General features: G+C 45.6%; 15 protein-coding genes. All 15 read right to left on the reverse strand.

Annotation, left to right across the window (positions count from 1 at the left end):
- Positions 1-215: 215 nt before the first annotated feature.
- The 15 genes from H9Q76_RS09315 to H9Q76_RS09385 all read right to left on the reverse strand — a co-directional run bounded on the left by H9Q76_RS09315 (position 216) and on the right by H9Q76_RS09385 (position 16,939).
- Complete coding sequence (locus H9Q76_RS09315) at positions 216-590, reverse strand: hypothetical protein (RefSeq protein WP_195541440.1); 375 nt, start codon at positions 588-590, stop codon at positions 216-218.
- Positions 590-1,354, reverse strand: a complete 765-nt coding sequence (locus tag H9Q76_RS09320; protein ID WP_117781458.1) for a zinc ribbon domain-containing protein — start codon at positions 1,352-1,354, stop codon at positions 590-592. Before H9Q76_RS09320 ends, H9Q76_RS09315 begins: the two co-directional genes overlap by 1 nt.
- A 68-nt stretch (positions 1,355-1,422) precedes the next feature.
- Positions 1,423-2,106 carry a 3'-5' exonuclease gene (locus H9Q76_RS09325; RefSeq protein WP_195541441.1) on the reverse strand — a complete coding sequence of 228 codons (684 nt, stop codon included), beginning with the start codon at positions 2,104-2,106 and terminating at the stop codon, positions 1,423-1,425.
- Positions 2,107-2,128: 22 nt separating this feature from the next.
- The gene (locus H9Q76_RS09330) at positions 2,129-3,088 is read right to left on the reverse strand and encodes an AIR synthase-related protein (RefSeq protein ID WP_249320997.1); all 960 of its coding nucleotides are present in this window, start codon (positions 3,086-3,088) and stop codon (positions 2,129-2,131) included.
- A gap of 132 nt (positions 3,089-3,220) precedes the next feature.
- Positions 3,221-4,024 carry a class I SAM-dependent methyltransferase gene (locus H9Q76_RS09335; RefSeq protein WP_181985500.1) on the reverse strand — a complete coding sequence of 268 codons (804 nt, stop codon included), beginning with the start codon at positions 4,022-4,024 and terminating at the stop codon, positions 3,221-3,223.
- A gap of 37 nt (positions 4,025-4,061) precedes the next feature.
- Positions 4,062-4,892: a VWA domain-containing protein gene (locus H9Q76_RS09340; RefSeq protein WP_118544784.1), complete on the reverse strand. Its 831-nt coding sequence runs from the start codon at positions 4,890-4,892 to the stop codon at positions 4,062-4,064.
- A gap of 26 nt (positions 4,893-4,918) precedes the next feature.
- Positions 4,919-5,878 (reverse strand): ATP-binding protein, encoded by a 960-nt coding sequence (locus tag H9Q76_RS09345; protein ID WP_118544783.1) that lies wholly within the window; start codon positions 5,876-5,878, stop codon positions 4,919-4,921.
- Between the two features lies 1 nt (position 5,879).
- Complete coding sequence (locus H9Q76_RS09350) at positions 5,880-9,275, reverse strand: cobaltochelatase subunit CobN (protein ID WP_249320998.1); 3,396 nt, start codon at positions 9,273-9,275, stop codon at positions 5,880-5,882.
- A 115-nt stretch (positions 9,276-9,390) separates the two neighbouring features.
- Entirely contained in the window at positions 9,391-10,605 is a 1,215-nt protein-coding gene (locus H9Q76_RS09355) for a DUF438 domain-containing protein (protein WP_249320999.1), read from the reverse strand.
- 26 nt (positions 10,606-10,631) lie between these two features.
- The gene (locus H9Q76_RS09360) at positions 10,632-11,324 is read right to left on the reverse strand and encodes a hypothetical protein (RefSeq protein ID WP_249321000.1); all 693 of its coding nucleotides are present in this window, start codon (positions 11,322-11,324) and stop codon (positions 10,632-10,634) included.
- A 222-nt stretch (positions 11,325-11,546) separates the two neighbouring features.
- A complete protein-coding gene (locus H9Q76_RS09365; RefSeq protein WP_021985864.1) occupies positions 11,547-12,830 on the reverse strand; it encodes an aminotransferase class I/II-fold pyridoxal phosphate-dependent enzyme in 1,284 nt (427 codons plus the stop codon).
- 347 nt (positions 12,831-13,177) lie between these two features.
- Positions 13,178-14,005 carry a MetQ/NlpA family ABC transporter substrate-binding protein gene (locus H9Q76_RS09370; protein ID WP_177987529.1) on the reverse strand — a complete coding sequence of 276 codons (828 nt, stop codon included), beginning with the start codon at positions 14,003-14,005 and terminating at the stop codon, positions 13,178-13,180.
- A gap of 118 nt (positions 14,006-14,123) precedes the next feature.
- Positions 14,124-14,783 carry a methionine ABC transporter permease gene (locus H9Q76_RS09375; RefSeq protein WP_118734337.1) on the reverse strand — a complete coding sequence of 220 codons (660 nt, stop codon included), beginning with the start codon at positions 14,781-14,783 and terminating at the stop codon, positions 14,124-14,126.
- A complete protein-coding gene (locus tag H9Q76_RS09380) occupies positions 14,783-15,829 on the reverse strand; it encodes a methionine ABC transporter ATP-binding protein (RefSeq protein WP_249321001.1) in 1,047 nt (348 codons plus the stop codon). Before H9Q76_RS09380 ends, H9Q76_RS09375 begins: the two co-directional genes overlap by 1 nt.
- 261 nt (positions 15,830-16,090) lie before the next feature.
- Positions 16,091-16,939: a radical SAM protein gene (locus H9Q76_RS09385; protein WP_021985868.1), complete on the reverse strand. Its 849-nt coding sequence runs from the start codon at positions 16,937-16,939 to the stop codon at positions 16,091-16,093.
- Positions 16,940-17,013: the final 74 nt, after the last annotated feature.

The following is a 17,013-nucleotide window of genomic DNA, read 5'->3' on the forward strand; positions in this document are numbered from 1 at the left end:
ACTATCATATTTCTGTGGAAACCATGTAAAATCTAAGTCAAATTTCTGCATGACGGCTCACCACGGCATCTCGCCTGTCGGCTCGATGAACATTTGCCGTCATATAGAAATCCGTGCAAGCACGATTTCTGCATTCCGGCTTATTGCGCAAAAAAGCGCCGGTTCGTTTCCGAACCAACGCTTCTACATTCTTTTTCTATTTATATTCTTACTTCTTACATACGGAAATGTGACACCACGCCTGCCATATCATTGGCGGATGAGCTGACTTCCGTCGACATCTCGGTCACACTGTTTACAGTGCCAAGCACCTCATCACTAAAGAAAATCGTTCCCTTAACCGTATCCTCATTTCTCTGTGCAATATCACTTAAGTTCTTGATATCTTTTCCGATCTCATCGGTTTCTTTGCCTAACTGTACAGTTGCATCACGAATGACATCCACACCATCTGCAACATGAGATACATGCTCCTGCATTTTATGTATCTTTAAATTATACACCGGATTGTATCGTAATTCTATCTTTTTCAGACGAAATGCAATAAAGAGCCGATCACTCGGCTCTTCACTAACGCTTCTATTCATCATTACCGTTTCTTATATACGACCAGCTCGGGATTCTCGCCACTCGCATCATAGGTACTCACCAAAATGAAATCCATGCCTGCAAGCACACCGAAATACCGGTCTCCGCCAAACTCACATTCCAACTGATTGCCAAGATAGGTTTTTTTGTCATCTAAGAATTTTACTGTCTCCCCACTTGGAAGTGGATACGCCAGATTCACATACTGACCGACGAGTGCATTCAACTTTTCCACCTTCGGCAATCCTTCGATATGAAGGTCGTTAATCTCTTTTATCAACTGATGTTTGAATTCATCGAACTGTCCGCCATCGCTCAGTTCATCGTACCGCTTCCAATAGTCTAACTTCGGGAGCAGATCCTTCATATATTCCCGCGCCTGTTCCTCCGGAAATTCATCCGTCACCATATGCTTGACTGCAACATCGATCAAATCATCCATATTACTGTATGTATACATGCCATCTGCATAGCACCATTTGCAATACGATTCATTCATTGTCCCATCCCGGTCATGCCCGATGATCTCATCCTCGAGCGGCATGCCACAGCACTGACAGATCAATCTTCTCGGTTGTCCAAGCAGTGTATTGATTGAGACATCAAATACTTTCGACAGCAGCTTTAACGTATCCGTATTCGGCACGGTTTCGCCATTCTCCCAGCGCGATACTGCCTGTCTTGTCACCATGATTTTCTCGGCTAATTCATCCTGCGATAATCCCTGCTTCGTGCGAAGTTCCAAAATCACATTTTTTGTTTCCATCCCATTCACCTCCATGATGCTATCTTAACAGACAACCGCTTACGATAAAAGCAACCTGCTGTTTCCCCTTAGATGTTCTCCGTATACCGGCAATCCGGGAATCCCTTGCACCCCCAGAACTCGCCGAACTTTCCTTTTCTTTTAACCATCGTCATTCCACATTTTGGACAAGTCTTAACATTCTGCCGCGCGTCCGCCGTTCCTTCCCCAGACAATTCTTTTCCAAGCAATTCAAATACTTTCTGGTTCATCTTACAGTCTGTCAATGCGCGATGCGCACCTGCCGTAGAGATTCCATAATAGTTCGCAAGATCACCCAGTCTCCGATGCTTCCAATCCGGGAATACGTTTTTTGCTAGGCGCAATGTATCCACGAAATCATTTGGAAGTATCAATCCCATATATTTCTCAAAGTCCCGATACAGAAACTTCATATCAAACGCCGCAATATTATGTCCAACCAGAATATCATTTCCGATAAATGCAAGGAACAACGGTAACACTTCTTCAAACTCCGGTGCATCTGCCACCATCTCATCATAGATGTGATTGACCGCGCTCGCACCATACGGAATCGTTCGTCCCGGATTAACAAGTGTGCTGAATTCATCGATGATTTTACCGCCGCGCACCTTCACGGCTGAGATTTCAATTACCTCATCGTAGTTTGCAGAAATTCCGGTTGTCTCCAGATCATATAACACATAGTCCGGTACATATTTATTTAATTGTTTTCCTCTTTTGTTACTCATTTGTAAGTCCACTTGTTCTCATTCACAACACTTTATGTATCTCATCCCCATTCACCGGAGACAGGCACCGGTGTTCCAGCTCATTTACCACGATCAGCTTCTCTTTTTTCTCTGTCACAACACCGATCACGGCGGCTTCCATTTCCTGCTCTGCCAGATGCTCCACCAGCTTCTCTCCATCTTCCACAACTACAAACAGGCAACCGGTTGCATCTAGGAGATACGGATTGATATTGAAGAACTCGCAGATTTCAATTGTCTCCTGTCGGATTGGAATATCTACATGTTGTACCTCAAAGCCCTTATCCATCCAGACGCCCATCTGCCACAGGGCACCATAGACACCACCCGATGAGCCATCATGCATATAGCAGATATCCATGCCGGAATCTGCAATCTTCCGCGCCGCATCCGCAATGCTATACGCATCCTCCTTGACACTTGCCATATCCAGATAGAAATCCGGGAACCGCGTATGCAGTTCTTCCCGCTTTTCCTTCAGAATTATATCTGCACCCATCAGACCCGCCTGCCCGACCATGACGATCTCATAGTCCGGCTTGATTTTCTTTTTATTTGCATGGTACTCGCTCGCTGTTCCAAGCATTGTCACAACAAACTGCGCCCGCGCAAATACTTCAGACACCTGGGTGTGACCACCTAAGATCTGTATGCCCTTTGCTTCTGCATAGGAATTGAAATCTGCCATATAGCCTTTGATCCATGATTCCTTTACATTTCCCGGCAGGAGCATCGTAAGACGTGCACCCTCGACCTGTCCGCCGGAGCACGCAAAATTATTCATCGCTTTCACCCACGCGATCCACGGCGTATCACCGATGCCATCTGCACTTACGCTTCCATGCAGGTTCGCATAATCGTTTCCAACTGCTGCCGATACCGAAAGCTTCGGATTCAATCTTCGTATATGTTTAATCACCGAACGCGACAGATAGCGCTCCGGCAAGCTTCCTTGTTCCATGTTTTATCTTCTCCTTATATCTTACATCATTATGTAATCGCCTGATAATCTACACACATCACTGTACTTCATTATACCATGCATATATTTGTTCCGATTCATCCTATCCAATGCACATACGCATCCTGTTCATCACAATTCCTTACGAAGTATATCCACCGTATGTGCCCCTGCACCGATCAGATCCGGTCGTTCACACACCTTCAACTGATACGCCACGAAAAGCTCATAGCTCTCCTCACTTAACTGATTCACAAACGGACGGATATAATTGGCTGGTCCATCCGGTGATAAAATCTTTTCCCGCTTTAATCCAACCGCTTGATTGTAGCCGTCGATGTCCTCAATCCGTTCAAATGCATACAGACTATCCGCTGCAGGTACCGTATGATACGATGCATCCAATGTTCCATTCTTCACGCTTTCCTCCAGATGGTTCTCCTGAATACCATATACGACCACGGCATACTCATTCATCACATAGGCGACTAATATAATCCCGCCCGGTTTCGTCACGCGTTTCGCTTCGGAGAGCGCCTGAATCTTCTCCTCCTTCGTCATCAGATGATACATCGGTCCGAAGAGGAGTGTCAGATCATAGGTGTTATCTTCCAGCTTCTTCAGATGCAGCGCATTTCCCTGCATCGCATGCACGTTACTGTTTTTCTGCTTCAATATTCCCAAATTATGCTTCACCAGCTCCACAGCCGTCACATCGTAACCTTCCTCACAGAGTGCCACGCTGTAACGTCCGGTTCCGGCACCGATATCGAGAATCCTGATATCTTCCCGGTTCGTGACCTTCAACTCCTGCATCCGCACATCCAGATAATCATGAATATATTTCATCGTGATGCGGTACTCGATTTGCCCATGCCTTGAATTTAATCGTTTTTCCTCATTGAATTTATTGTAATATTCTTCGATCTTGTTCATTTCTTTTTCAACTTTCTTATCGTCTGGCTCCGTCCGGTTACTCTGCACATTTCACATATGCACCATCTGCAAGCTCTGCGATTCTCACTCCGATTCCCATTCCGAATATACTGTTTTCGGTATCAATCACCAGAAGCGGCAACTCATTTTTCCTCAAATCCTCCGCTGCCTGATACACCAGCTTTACCGGATTCCCATGTTCTGTATCATAATTGGACTTGCCATCCGTAATCAGCACAGTGAGATGGATATCCTCTGGATATTTGCGGCGATCCGTCAACTGTACCTGTTCTGCCAAACGCAGCCCCATCGCAAGTGGTGTATTGCCCTTTGCTTTCAGCCCCCGCATGTTCTCTGCCGCGACATCCACGCTCTTTGTAAATGGCAGCTTCACCGTGGCATGCTTATCTCCAAATAAGATTAGTCCCACCCGGTCGCGGTCACAATAGGCTTTTTCAAGCATTGCCATCACTGCGCTTTTTGCAAATGCAAGGCGTTTGTTCGCACCCTGCGACCGGCTGGCATCCACAACAAAAAGTACGGTACTGTGCTTCTTGTTGCGATATCGTTTCATACGCAGATCTTCTGGCATGATCTGTCCCTGAAGTCCGTCTTTCTCCATGTGGCTTCCACGTTCCACACATGTCCGGATCGTCGCCGGGATATCAACATCCGAAAGGCCGCACATTTTCCTTTCTGCTTCGGATGGCACCACAGATCCACTGTGCTTTCCTTTTTTTATCTTTAATTGTGCCGCACGTTTCTGTGCAAACGGAAGCTCCAGAGATGCCATCATCTCATCTAGTACTTCTATAATCGAGCGTTCCCTTCCACTTTGCTCAACCGGGAGAAATATTTCCTCCTGCATATCCACATTTTTCTGCTTCGCAGAGTCTAGTCTCCCTCCCCGGATGTCTCCGATTCACGTTTTTCTCCTTTTCGGGACAATATCTGTTCCATCATCTCCGGATTCATCTGCCCGTTATCCAACGGATTTTTATGCATACGGTGCGGCAGTACATACTGTGCCGCTCTGGAGATATCTTCCTTTTTGACCCGTTTTCTTCCTTCATACGCTGCGATTGTCTTTGCTGTTTTCACGATTCCGATATCTGCGCGGTGTCCGTCTGTACCATAGGCAATACAGATCTCTGCGGACAGACGCAGAAGTTCCCGGCTCATTGTCACCTCCGGCAAAAGTGCTCTGGCTCTGTCGATCTTCGTGCGCAGACGCGCCTGACGTTCCTCGAATCTCTTACAAAATACCGATGCATCCTGTTCATAGGCAAGGCGGTTTTTGACAATCCGGATTCGCTTGTCTACATCCTCCTCTGCTGTCACATCCACAACCATTCCAAACCGGTCAAGCAGCTGTGGTCGAAGATTTCCCTCCTCTGGGTTCATCGAACCGATCAATATGAACTTTGACGCATGCGTACAGGAGATTCCTTCACGCTCCACTGTATTTCTGCCGGTTGCCGCTGCATCTAAGAGCAGATCCACAATATGGTCATCGAGCAGATTTACCTCATCAACATACAGGATATTTCCATCTGCTTCCTTCAGAAGTCCCGGCTCAAATTTCTTCTCTCCGTCCTTCAACGCCGCCTCAATATTGATCGTTCCTGCAACACGATCCTCCGTTGCATTTGCCGGAATCTCCACAATTTTCAGTTTATGCATGAGGTTCGGGATTGCACGGACGACAGTCGTCTTGGCAGTTCCCTTCTGTCCCCGGATTAGTACACCGCCGAGTGCCGGATTGATGAGATTCAGCACGATTGCTTCCTTCATCTTCTCCTGACCGACAATCGCCGTGAACGGATATACATTGTCTATCTTTTTCCTTTGCATCTTACTCCTCTGCCTCTCCTTCTGCCTCGATATAAGCCTCCCGGATCGATTCTAACTCTTCCTCGGTTGCCTGATAATACCCTCGATGATTTGCTTCCATAAGGCGTTCCATCATCTTCATATACGCCCATTTGTTACTCTTTGTCATCTGCCTGCGCAGTTCTTCATCCGCCGCATAACAACGCGTCATCTCCGAAAATGTCTGGCTGTCCACTGCATCCGTCGATGCTGCAAATCCCATCACATTTTCAAACCGCTTCTCTATCTGTTGCACGCCATGATAGGTATGCCGCATCATGCCCTCGATCCATGCTGGATTCAACAGGCGCGTTCTTATTCCCCGGTTCAGCGCTTCCTGGATATCCTGTACCTTGACGTCTTCCCCGACGGTATCTGCGACAAGCATCACCGGCTTTTCGCCCTTCTGGTTTTCCACCGCCTTGGAAAGTCCGCCATAAAACTCATAATAATGATCGAGATCGGTGAGTTCATATTCCACGTTGTTCCGTATCTGCGAGATGTAGTCTACATTTTCATATTGATGTTTCAGTACGCTGGCCGCTGCCTCGCCTCTGTGCCGATACGAATACGCATACGAAAGATCCGCTGTAAAGCCTGTTCCAAGCTCCTCCGCTGCTTTCCAGCTTCCTTTTTTCACAACATCCGTAAGACGCGTCGCATATTCTCCCTCCTTCGGGCCGAAGATCCGGCAGGACGCCATCTCCCATGCCCGTGTCTCGTCCATTCCCTGCTCTTTCATCAGTGTATGCGCCAGTTTTCTCGTATTTGCCGCAAAATAATTTGCCTCATCCGGCTCATCCAACGCAAGAATCTGTTGTAGCATTTCATTCAGGTTATCTACCAGATTCGGATACATATCCCGAAAAAAGCCACACATATGGATCACCACATCCATACGCGGTCTTCCAAGCTCCTCCCGCGGAATAATCTCCAGACGGTCATCAAAGCTCGCACGATCCGTCCTTAGACGGAGTCCCAGATAATATAAGATCTGTCCAACTGTCTCACCCTGACTTCTGGATGTCTCCAATCCCCAGAGAATCACAGCGGTTGTATCGGGATATCTGCCTGTCTGCTTTTTATATTGTTCCATGGCAAGCTGTGCGGCCTTTGCGCCCCGGTCATATGCCGTTTTAGTCGGAACAAGCCGGGGATCAAACTGCACAAGATTTCGCCCGGATGGAAGGATATCCGGATTTTTCACCACGTCTCCCGCAGTTCCAACAGGGACATATTCCCCATCTAAAGCATGCAGAAGTCCCTGTGCCTCCTCCGCATTCATCACATGCAAGCCATCCGTGATCAGACTATTTTCATATTCATACAAATATTCCTCGATCTGCTCAAGATCCCCTGTACATCCACATGCCTCTGCCAGATGGTCAATCTGGTTCATCAGATCATCGCAGCGTTCCGGTGCACTCTGCATACTCTCCCTATACTCAGCGATCGTCTCTTTTAATTCCTGCAATTCACCATATATTCCGCTTTTTTTCAAAGCAGGTGCCTGATAACTGATAATCGTAGCATGCGTTCTCCGCTTGGCTATCATCGCTTCCGAAGGATTCCCGATATAGTAATAATAAAAATGAGGAGCTGTCCCAATCAGACGGTCCGGCCAGCATTGTCCCATCATGCCATTGTCCTTACCCGGCAGGAATTCCAAAGTCCCGTGTGTACCGAAATGAATCACTGCATCCGCTCCAAATTCTTCCCCTATATAATGGTAAAATGCCTGATATGCCTTCGGTGGTTCCTGATTCCGGTCATGGTAGTTCTCGATGATATCCGCTTTACTGTCTCCGTCCTGCCGCAACGGCTGTAACCCAAGAAATACATTTCCACATCGAATCCCCTTCACTGGATAGTCCTCTCCATCCAGCCTGTATGTAATCTGTGCTTCCGCCTCGTCGCTCCACTGTGGCGCATTGCAGTTTCCATCCATCACGAACGCTCCCTGAAGCTGTTCCGCAGTCAGGGCTTCCACCTGATATCCCGCCTGTTTTAACTGCTTCAAAGCTTCTGCCGCCGATGCAAAGGTATCAAGAAATGCCGCGGATGCAACATTGCTTTCGCCCGGCGGATAATTGTAGAATACGATTGCGAGCTTTTTATCCTGATTGTTCAGTTTCTGTAACCTCAGATATCCTTCCAGCCGTGCCACAAGTGTATCAATCCGTTCTGTGATCGGCTGCAATTCTGATACCGTCGCATCACCCATCACGCCAACCGGAAACGTGAGGATTCCCCCATCTAATTCCGGCAGCAACATACTGATCAGGAACTCGCCCGGATTGACCGCGGATGCTTCCTGCCATCTTTGCTCTGTGATTTTCGTCAGGCAGAATGGCTTGATATATGGCACCCGCAGCTCCTTCAGAATCTGCACCGCTCCATCTGCATTTCCGCCCATCGGACCTGCCCCCAGACGGAATGGCATCGTATTGATCACCGCGGATACCGGATACTTCTTCTGGCAGAGATAACTCTTTAATTTCTCCTGATCGCGATCCTCATTTTGTGAGAATGCAATCGGAAGTATGTTATATTTTTCTCTTAATTTTTCACAAATGATACGCACAATTGGCAGATAATCGTTCGGATATGCATGTCCGTAAAACAAAAATGCTATCGTATCCCTGCCTTTGTCATACGGATTTTTCTTCCAATATTTATCCAGTACGTCCTCGCAAACAAGCGAAAATGGATCTTTCAGATAGATTCCGTACCGCATCGTACAAGGCTTTTCCTTCGGCAGAAAGCTCCTGCCACAATATCTTCGTAAAATCAGATAGAAAAACGATTCAATATCCGTGTAGGTTGCCTGCTGCCAGTAGTCCATCAACAGGAATACCTGCTTCATATCCTTCGTCATGCCAAATGGAAGGACATTTCCAAGGATCATCGCCATTCTTCGTATCCGGCGCATCTTCTCTAACGCACTGGCTGTCGTTTTTTTGTTTTCCTTCGTATCCGCTTGGTTAGTTTCCTCCTCTGACACATCTCCTGTCAGCGGTTTCTTCTGGGAGGACTTCATCATTTTACCCATTGCTTCCATAGAAAATGTTCCGAGGCGCAGATATTCTCGCAATTCGTTACCAATCACAATCCGTTGTCCCCGGCACTCCTCTAAACCACATCTGACAATCTCCCGCAATGCCTCTGAAACACCCATCAGGTCAATTATTGCAACATCCGCCTCACGGACTGCATTCTCTAGAATCTCCGGATGCATCAGATATTTGTTTTCCATTCCTGCCACATAAAAGACCGCAAAATCAATTGCATCCTCCGGGTATTTTTTTGCATATTCTTTTTGAAAGATCTGGATCTGTGAAAGTGCAGATACGGACACTGCAATGATTGTAATTTTCATCTGATTTCTCCTATTTTAAGCCGTACATTTATTTCTGGCATATACATCAGATTTTATCATTTACGTGCCGCATATACAAGCGATTTCTCCGCTTACGATATCCCCATTTCTCCGCTTACCATATCTCCTCCTGCCGCTTTTCCGGTTGAAAATGCTCCTTTGCAAATCCCATATCCTGCACGAGCTCCAGTGTGCCGAGATACTTTCCCTCTTTATCCCGTACCGCCATGTATCTGACAAGCATGCATTTTCCATTTTTGTCCATCCAGATTGGAACCTCGTCCAATGCCCCCGCGCGGAATTCTCCAATTATTCTTCGCACGGTCGATTCAATCTTCGGCGGGTGACAGGAGAATACTTCCCGGTCGATTGCCATCCCCGGACGTTTGAAATCCTTCGGTCCTTCATTGAAGAAACGATTGATATTGTCCACATCCACAAATGTGATCTCCATCGGAATCGTATTCAGAAGTGCGATCAGCTGCGCAATTGTCAGATGTCCGCCCGGCATACGGATTTCCGTCTCTGTGAGCGATGTCTCCGGCACATATTGGTTATCCTCTGCCTTCTTCCAGATCTCCGGCTCCACGCCAAAACAGACCGCATAATCCTTCTGGTCATGGTAGATGCCGATCCACTCTTCCTCCGTGAAATTCGCCGCACAGTTCGGGAACAAAATATTTGCCTCTTTGTAGATCATTTCCTGTGCCCGTGCTACTACCGTTGCAAACCGCTCCTGCCATTCGGATTCTTTATCATTCATCTTCGCAAGAAATGAGATTTCATCCCGGATCTCATCATCAACCGTCCACATCACACTTGCCGGTCCGGATATCCCATACCGCACATTCAAAACCGGGTACAGAAGATCTCCCTTCTTCGCATAGTGAATGGAGATGCCACGCAACGATTCCAACGTCTTCTTATTCGCACTGCCATCCTTGATCTTCTCCTCTGCTTGTTCTAGCAGCATAGCAAGAGCACCATTCTCATTTGCAAACAGCCATAGCGGATGTCCTTTGATCTGCGCCAGTTCACGCGTCTTTGACTCCCGTTCTTCCCGCAGTGCTGACGCATGCACCGCCTTTTCCGCATTCGCAATCTGTTCCTCCCGCGTCTTTCCATGAAAGAGTGCGGCATGCACATCACACAGCTTCTGCACATCAGAAAGTGGTGTTCCCTCCGCAAGCATCTCCTGTTCCGCCTTCATGATCTCCGCAGGATCAACATCCTTAAATACTTCCACGAAATCTTTTCTTACTGCTTCCAGCGACTCTCTTTCTCCAAGCCGCTTCAGATATTCCTTCAATGTCTCGATTCGATCCTTCATACGAATTCCTCCATTTATTTGTGGAATTAGTATGTCTTTTTTCGTGATAAATCATTCCACCAAAGACTATCTTCAGTATCATTGTAAAACACATTTTCATTAAGATATGAAAAATAATACGTTCCCTTATATTCGACCAGCACAACAGAGATTGTCTGCCAACATTCAAGCCCCGTAATGAGGTTTTCACGGATCGGTACATACATGCCTGCAATCTCAATATAATGATTTGTTACTACATAATCTTCCCCCGAAAACAACTGATATACTTTTTCCCGAATCTGAAAATTATATTTCTCAAAATTTCCCTTTTCAACTGCCTTTTTTATTTTACCGTGATTGTTCATGATGATCAAAAATGGTAACCACAAAGGGATCTCAATAAAGAAGAACGTTGATATCGCATCCGCCATCGTCCGTCCGGAAGGTTCCTGTGGCATAACCGTCACAGCAAGACTGGCAATCAATACCGCAATGGTAAAAAATATTTCAAGGAACAATAAGAGCGCACATCCATTTTTTTCATTTCGTGTGTCCTCCACCTTATTCTGCGGACTGAGTAACATCTCGCGAAGTTTCATGTCTTCCGCAGTACTGATATGCTGTTTTTGCCCCATCGTCTGTATATCCTGTCTGTATTTATCTCTGATTTTTTTCTGGTTATGGATCACCGGTTTATCTAACCGGTCTGTCAAAATTTTTCTTTCATCATCATACATATCTCATTCTCCGTATCCTGATACACCAATTACCAAACAGCGATCACCAATATCCGGAAGGCTGTTCACGATCGCATATATTTCCCAATTATAAATGATCCTAGCAGATACTATCACCCGGTTCTATCATAAAACCATCATAATACTGTTAAATCCATGCAAAAAATCCCGGCGCTTTCACACCGGGATTTGAATACTCTCTATTTAATTGCCCTGGCAAGCTTATGCTTCCAGATACTTATCGATACTTGCAAGCTTCACGCAAAGCACGAAAATCTTCGATGCTGCTTCCATCTCTTCCACAGATGGGAACGAAGGAGCAATACGGATATTGCTGTCTTTTGGATCTTTGCCATACGGATAGGTTGCACCGGCGCCTGTCAGTACCACGCCTGCATCCTTACACATTGCTACGATCTTCTTCGCACAGCCCTCGAGTGCATCAAAGGAAATGAAATATCCACCGAGCGGCTTTACCCACGAACCGATCTCCAGTCCTGTAAGCTCCTGATCAAATGCATTTAAAACTGCCTCGAACTTCGGACGTAAGATATCCGCATGTTTCTCCATATGTGCCTTCAGTCCGTCAATATTCTTGAAGAATCTTGTATGACGGAGCTGATTGATCTTATCATGACCGATTGTCTGTACGGTTAACTGCTGCTTGATAAATTCTACATTTGTTGTAGAAGTTGCGATTGCAGAAACACCGGAACCAGGGAATGTAATCTTCGATGTCGAAGCAAACATATATGCCATATCCGGATTCCCGGCCTTCTCACACTCCTCTAAGATATTCGGGATTTCTGCCTGCTGATCCTTATACAGATGATGGATGCAGTATGCATTATCCCAGAAGATACGGAAGTCTTCGGCTGCCGGCTTTAATGCTGCAAATCTTCTTACCACCTCATCGGAATATACGATTCCGGTTGGATTTGAATATTTCGGCACACACCAGATACCCTTCACTGTGGCATCGTTATTTACGTATTTCTCAACCAGATCCATATCCGGTCCATCGGAATTCATCGGGATGTTGATCATCTCAATGCCGAAAAACTCTGTGATTTTAAAATGTCTGTCATATCCAGGTACCGGGCAGAGGAACTTGACCTTATCCAGCTTGCACCAAGGAGTCGAACCATTGACACCGTGTGTCATCGAACGGGAAACTGTATCGTACATAACGTTCAGACTGGAGTTACCATATACGATGATGTTCTCCTTCTTGACTTCCATCATGTCTGCCATAAGCTGACGACACTCTCCGATACCATCCAGATCTCCATAGTTTCTTGTATCATTTCCAAGCAAGGTACGCATATCAGATTTGCTATTAATCTCATCTAACATCTGCATGGAAAGTGCTAACTGGGCGAATCCAGGCTTTCCTCTTGCCATATTGAGGCTGAGGCCCTTTGCCTGTTCTTCCTTGTATTCCTCCATAAGAGCGGCTTTTAATGTCAATAACTCGTCTTTACTCATATCCTTGTATTTCTTCATTTCAGCTACCTTATACCTTTCACATTTATTTGCATCGTATAAATTATGCATTTAAACCGTCTGTTTTCTATTTTATAGACATTTCTCGAAAAAAACAAGAGTTAAATTGATAATTCTCTCTATTTTTTCTATTTATTAAAGACATTTACTTTAGATTTTTTTGTTTTCAGCAATTTCCATGTGTTCATAACAGATTTTATATCCTCTCCATATAATCATTTATACCTTCCTGCAACGACAAAACGCCCTGCCATATGGAATACATCCCATACAGCAGAGCGTTTATCTGTGGTTTATATGTTTTTATTTTGTATATAACAAATTCTTATTAGTTCCACCCAATCCGATTATTCCTCATAAGGAAGAACTGCTCCATCGTAAGTGTCGTTGATGTACTTCTTCACATCATCAGACTTCAATACATCTACCAGTGCCTTGATCTTTGCACTGTCCTCGTTTCCTTCCTTCACTGCGATTACATTTACATATGTCTTAGCAGCTTCAGAATCACTCTTCTCATATGCAAGGGCATCCTTTCCTACAGAGAAACCGGCAGCAAGTGCATAGTTACCATTCAATACGACAAATGCTGTCTCATCGACAACTCTGGCTACCTGTGCAGCCTCAAGCTCAACGATCTTTACATTATGTGGATTCTCAGCGATGTCATTGACCGTTGCGTTGATACCTGCGCCATCCTTCAATGTGATGATGCCATTATCCTGCAGAAGAAGCAATGCTCTTGCCTCGTTTGTTGTATCGTTTGGTACTGCGATAGAATCGCCGTCTGCGATCTCATCCAAGCTCTTCTTTGTTCCCGGATAGATACCAAATGGCTCATAGTGGATCTTACCTGCAACTGCAAGGTGTGTGCCCTTCTCCTCATTGAAGCTTTCCAGATATGGTACATGCTGGAAGTAGTTGGCATCGAAGTCTCCGCTTTCTACCACTTCGTTTGGCTTTACATAGTCATCAAAGACAGTCACCTGCAGATCATAGCCCTGCTCCTTAAGCTTATCCTTTGCATACTCCAGAATCTCAGCGTGTGGTGTTGCAGATGCTGCAACTGTGATTGTCTTATCGTCCTCGCCGCTCTTTCCGCAGCCTGTGAGTGCTCCTACCAAAAATGCACCTGTCAGTGTCAGTGCGAGTAATTTCTTAATTGATTTCTTCATAATTCATGTCCTCTCTTTCCTGTTTTTGTAATCATTGAAAACTTTTATAAAATGATCCATTACTTTATATATAAGCAGGTTCCGGTGTGCACATTCCGATACCCGCATATATTGCAAATTATTTTCTGCGATCCAGACGGTTTGCAACGAACATACCAACCGACTGGAATACCTGTACGATCACGATCAGCAACGCCACCGTAACAAGCATGATGTCTGTCTGATACCGGTAATATCCGTAACGGACTGCGATATCTCCAAGTCCGCCACCGCCGACTGCACCTGCCATTGCGGAATATCCAAGGATCGTTCCGATTGCAATCGTCGCGCCTGTGATCAGGGAAGTTCTTGCCTCAACAAGCAATACCTTGAAGATGATTCTGCTGTTGCTTGCGCCCATTGCTTTTGCTGCTTCGATAACGCCGTAATCGACTTCCTTCAGTGAAGACTCCACCATTCTTGCGATAAACGGAATCGCTGCTGCCGTCAGTGGGACGATCGTTGCGGTAGAACCATAGCTTTTTCCAAGCAACAGTCTTGTAAATGGAATCAACAGAATCAATAAGATCAAAAACGGTATGCTTCGTACAATATTCGCGATCACATCCAAAATCTTATATATCACCTTGTTTGGCTTCAATCCCTCTTTATCTGTGATACAGAGGAGAATTCCCATCGGCAGTCCAAATAAATATCCAAATACAGTTGAAACAACTGTCATGTATAACGTCTCAAGAATACCTGTTCCAATCATGGAACGAACCTGTTCTGTCCACATTAGAACGCACCTCCTGTCTTTGTCTCCGATAACTCTTCTAATTCAAGCCCCCGGTCGATCAGATACTGTTCCATCGCTTTCACATTCGTGGAGCCACTCGGAATCTCTAATATCATCTCTCCCTTTGCCACGCCACCGACATTCTTGGTTGCTGCTTTCAGGATGTTGATCGGCTCCTTAAATGTCAGAATCATATTTGCAATGACCGGTTCAAATGCGGAGTTCTCTGTAAATACGATTCGTATCTTCGTTCCGTCCTGAATCTGGTTTGCTGTCTGCTGATCGTCACCGGTGGTATCTCCACCATCGTCCTTTCTAAGCAGATCTCTTGCCACCTCTGACTTTGGATGATTGAAGATCTCCACGGTACTTCCGTTCTCGACCACCTGTCCATCCTTCATGATTGCTACCCGGTTACAAATCTCCCGGACAACTGCCATCTGATGTGTGATTACGACGATCGTAATACCAAACCGTTTGTTGATATCCTTCAGCAATGCGAGAATTGAAGATGTTGTCTGCGGATCTAACGCACTCGTTGCCTCATCGCACAGAAGGATCTGGGGATCAGAAGCTAAGGCTCTTGCGATTGCCACACGCTGTTTCTGTCCGCCGGATAACTGGGATGGATATGCTTTCGCACGATCCTTCAGACCTACGATATCCAGAAGCTCATACGCTTTCTTCTTTGCCTCAACCTTCGACTTCCCCTGAATGAACAATGGGAAGCATACATTCTCCAATACAGACTTCTGCATCAGCAGATTGAAATGCTGGAAGATCATGCCGATATGTTCCCGCTGCTTGCGAAGCTCTTTCTCGGAAAGCTTGCTCAGATCCTTATCCTGCACGATCACTGTTCCCTCAGTCGGAACTTCGATATGGTTGATGCATCGTACGAGCGTACTCTTTCCTGCACCGGACATACCGATAATTCCATATATGTCTCCGGCTTCGATGTCGAGCGTCACATGCTTCAACGCGTCAATCTCGCCGTCTTTTGTCTGAAATTTTTTGGATACATCTTGTATCTGGATAATTGCCATAGACGTACTTCCTTTCCCTCGCAGGTTTTATACCCTACTTTTCCTATCTGATAAACTATTTATTTCCCTTTCATGGTTTCAGATTATAACGTGCTTCCTCTGTTATGTCAATACAGACAGCCATACATAAAAATGATTGTTTGTTATAATCTTTTCCTATATCAACTATATCAAAAAAAACTACGCAATACTCATATTCCTGAATATTGCGCAGTCTCATTTGTTTTCTTATATTGTTTTTGCGACTCTCATGTGCAACTCTTACTTTGCATCCAGAATCTCTCTTGCAATTTTTTGCTGTTCGTCCGTTGGAGGATCGATTCCTTCCAGCTTATAAGGGATTCCAAGGCGCTCCCACTCCTGAATTCCAAGCTTATGGTATGGCAATACCTCCACCCGGTCAACCGTCTTCAAAGTCCTGATAAACTCAGCCGTCTTCTTCAGATCTGCTTCGTCGGTTGTTATGCCCGGCACAAGGACATGTCGAATCCACATATGCTTTCCCTGATCGGAGAGATACTGTGCCAAGTCTAATATATTCTTATTCGAGAACCCTGTCAGCTCCCGGTGTTTGTCGTCCTCAATCTGCTTGATATCAAGCAGGAACAAATCAGTGAGTGCCATCAGTTCATTGAACTTCGAGAAGAAAGGCTCCTCTCTTGTAAATGGATTGCCCGCTGTATCAATCGTTGTGTGAATCCCCTGTGCTTTTGCAAGCTTGAAGAATTCAATCAAAAAGTCCATCTGCAGAAGCGCTTCGCCTCCGCTGACGGTTATTCCTCCATCGCCCTTCCAATAAGGCTTATAACGAAGTGCCTGCTTGAGCAGATCTTCCGGAGTTCTCGCTTCAACCTTGACGCCTTTATCTAGCAGCAGTTTTGTGTTCTCTTCAATTTTCTTTTCGAGTTCTTCTCGTTCTTTATCATCCGTTGTGTCAGCATAGAGCTTTGTGTAATCGGTTACCAGATTCCACGTCTCCGGGTTATGACAGTATTTACAACGCATCTTACAGCCTTGCAAAAATACTACAAATCGGATACCTGGTCCATCTACGGCTCCAAAGCTTTCTGTTGAATGAATATAACCTAAAATCTGTTTCTTCTCCGGCATGTTCCACCTCTAACAATTTTATTTTTATAAAAAGTCCCGGAGATAGTATCTCCGGGACTCCAGTGAATTACTTA

The sequence above is a fragment of the Wujia chipingensis genome (genome assembly GCF_014337155.1).
GTDB lineage: Bacteria > Bacillota > Clostridia > Lachnospirales > Lachnospiraceae > Coprococcus_C > Coprococcus_C hominis.

Coding starts and splice junctions, on each gene's coding strand:
- H9Q76_RS09315 (WP_195541440.1), bottom strand. CDS start 590: ATGATGAATAGAAGCGTTAGTGAAGAGCCGAGTGATCGGCTCTTTATT.
- H9Q76_RS09320 (WP_117781458.1), bottom strand. CDS start 1,354: ATGGAAACAAAAAATGTGATTTTGGAACTTCGCACGAAGCAGGGATTA.
- H9Q76_RS09325 (WP_195541441.1), bottom strand. CDS start 2,106: ATGAGTAACAAAAGAGGAAAACAATTAAATAAATATGTACCGGACTAT.
- H9Q76_RS09330 (WP_249320997.1), bottom strand. CDS start 3,088: ATGGAACAAGGAAGCTTGCCGGAGCGCTATCTGTCGCGTTCGGTGATT.
- H9Q76_RS09335 (WP_181985500.1), bottom strand. CDS start 4,024: ATGAACAAGATCGAAGAATATTACAATAAATTCAATGAGGAAAAACGA.
- H9Q76_RS09340 (WP_118544784.1), bottom strand. CDS start 4,892: ATGCAGGAGGAAATATTTCTCCCGGTTGAGCAAAGTGGAAGGGAACGC.
- H9Q76_RS09345 (WP_118544783.1), bottom strand. CDS start 5,878: ATGCAAAGGAAAAAGATAGACAATGTATATCCGTTCACGGCGATTGTC.
- H9Q76_RS09350 (WP_249320998.1), bottom strand. CDS start 9,275: ATGAAAATTACAATCATTGCAGTGTCCGTATCTGCACTTTCACAGATC.
- H9Q76_RS09355 (WP_249320999.1), bottom strand. CDS start 10,605: ATGAAGGATCGAATCGAGACATTGAAGGAATATCTGAAGCGGCTTGGA.
- H9Q76_RS09360 (WP_249321000.1), bottom strand. CDS start 11,324: ATGTATGATGATGAAAGAAAAATTTTGACAGACCGGTTAGATAAACCG.
- H9Q76_RS09365 (WP_021985864.1), bottom strand. CDS start 12,830: ATGAAGAAATACAAGGATATGAGTAAAGACGAGTTATTGACATTAAAA.
- H9Q76_RS09370 (WP_177987529.1), bottom strand. CDS start 14,005: ATGAAGAAATCAATTAAGAAATTACTCGCACTGACACTGACAGGTGCA.
- H9Q76_RS09375 (WP_118734337.1), bottom strand. CDS start 14,783: ATGTGGACAGAACAGGTTCGTTCCATGATTGGAACAGGTATTCTTGAG.
- H9Q76_RS09380 (WP_249321001.1), bottom strand. CDS start 15,829: ATGGCAATTATCCAGATACAAGATGTATCCAAAAAATTTCAGACAAAA.
- H9Q76_RS09385 (WP_021985868.1), bottom strand. CDS start 16,939: ATGCCGGAGAAGAAACAGATTTTAGGTTATATTCATTCAACAGAAAGC.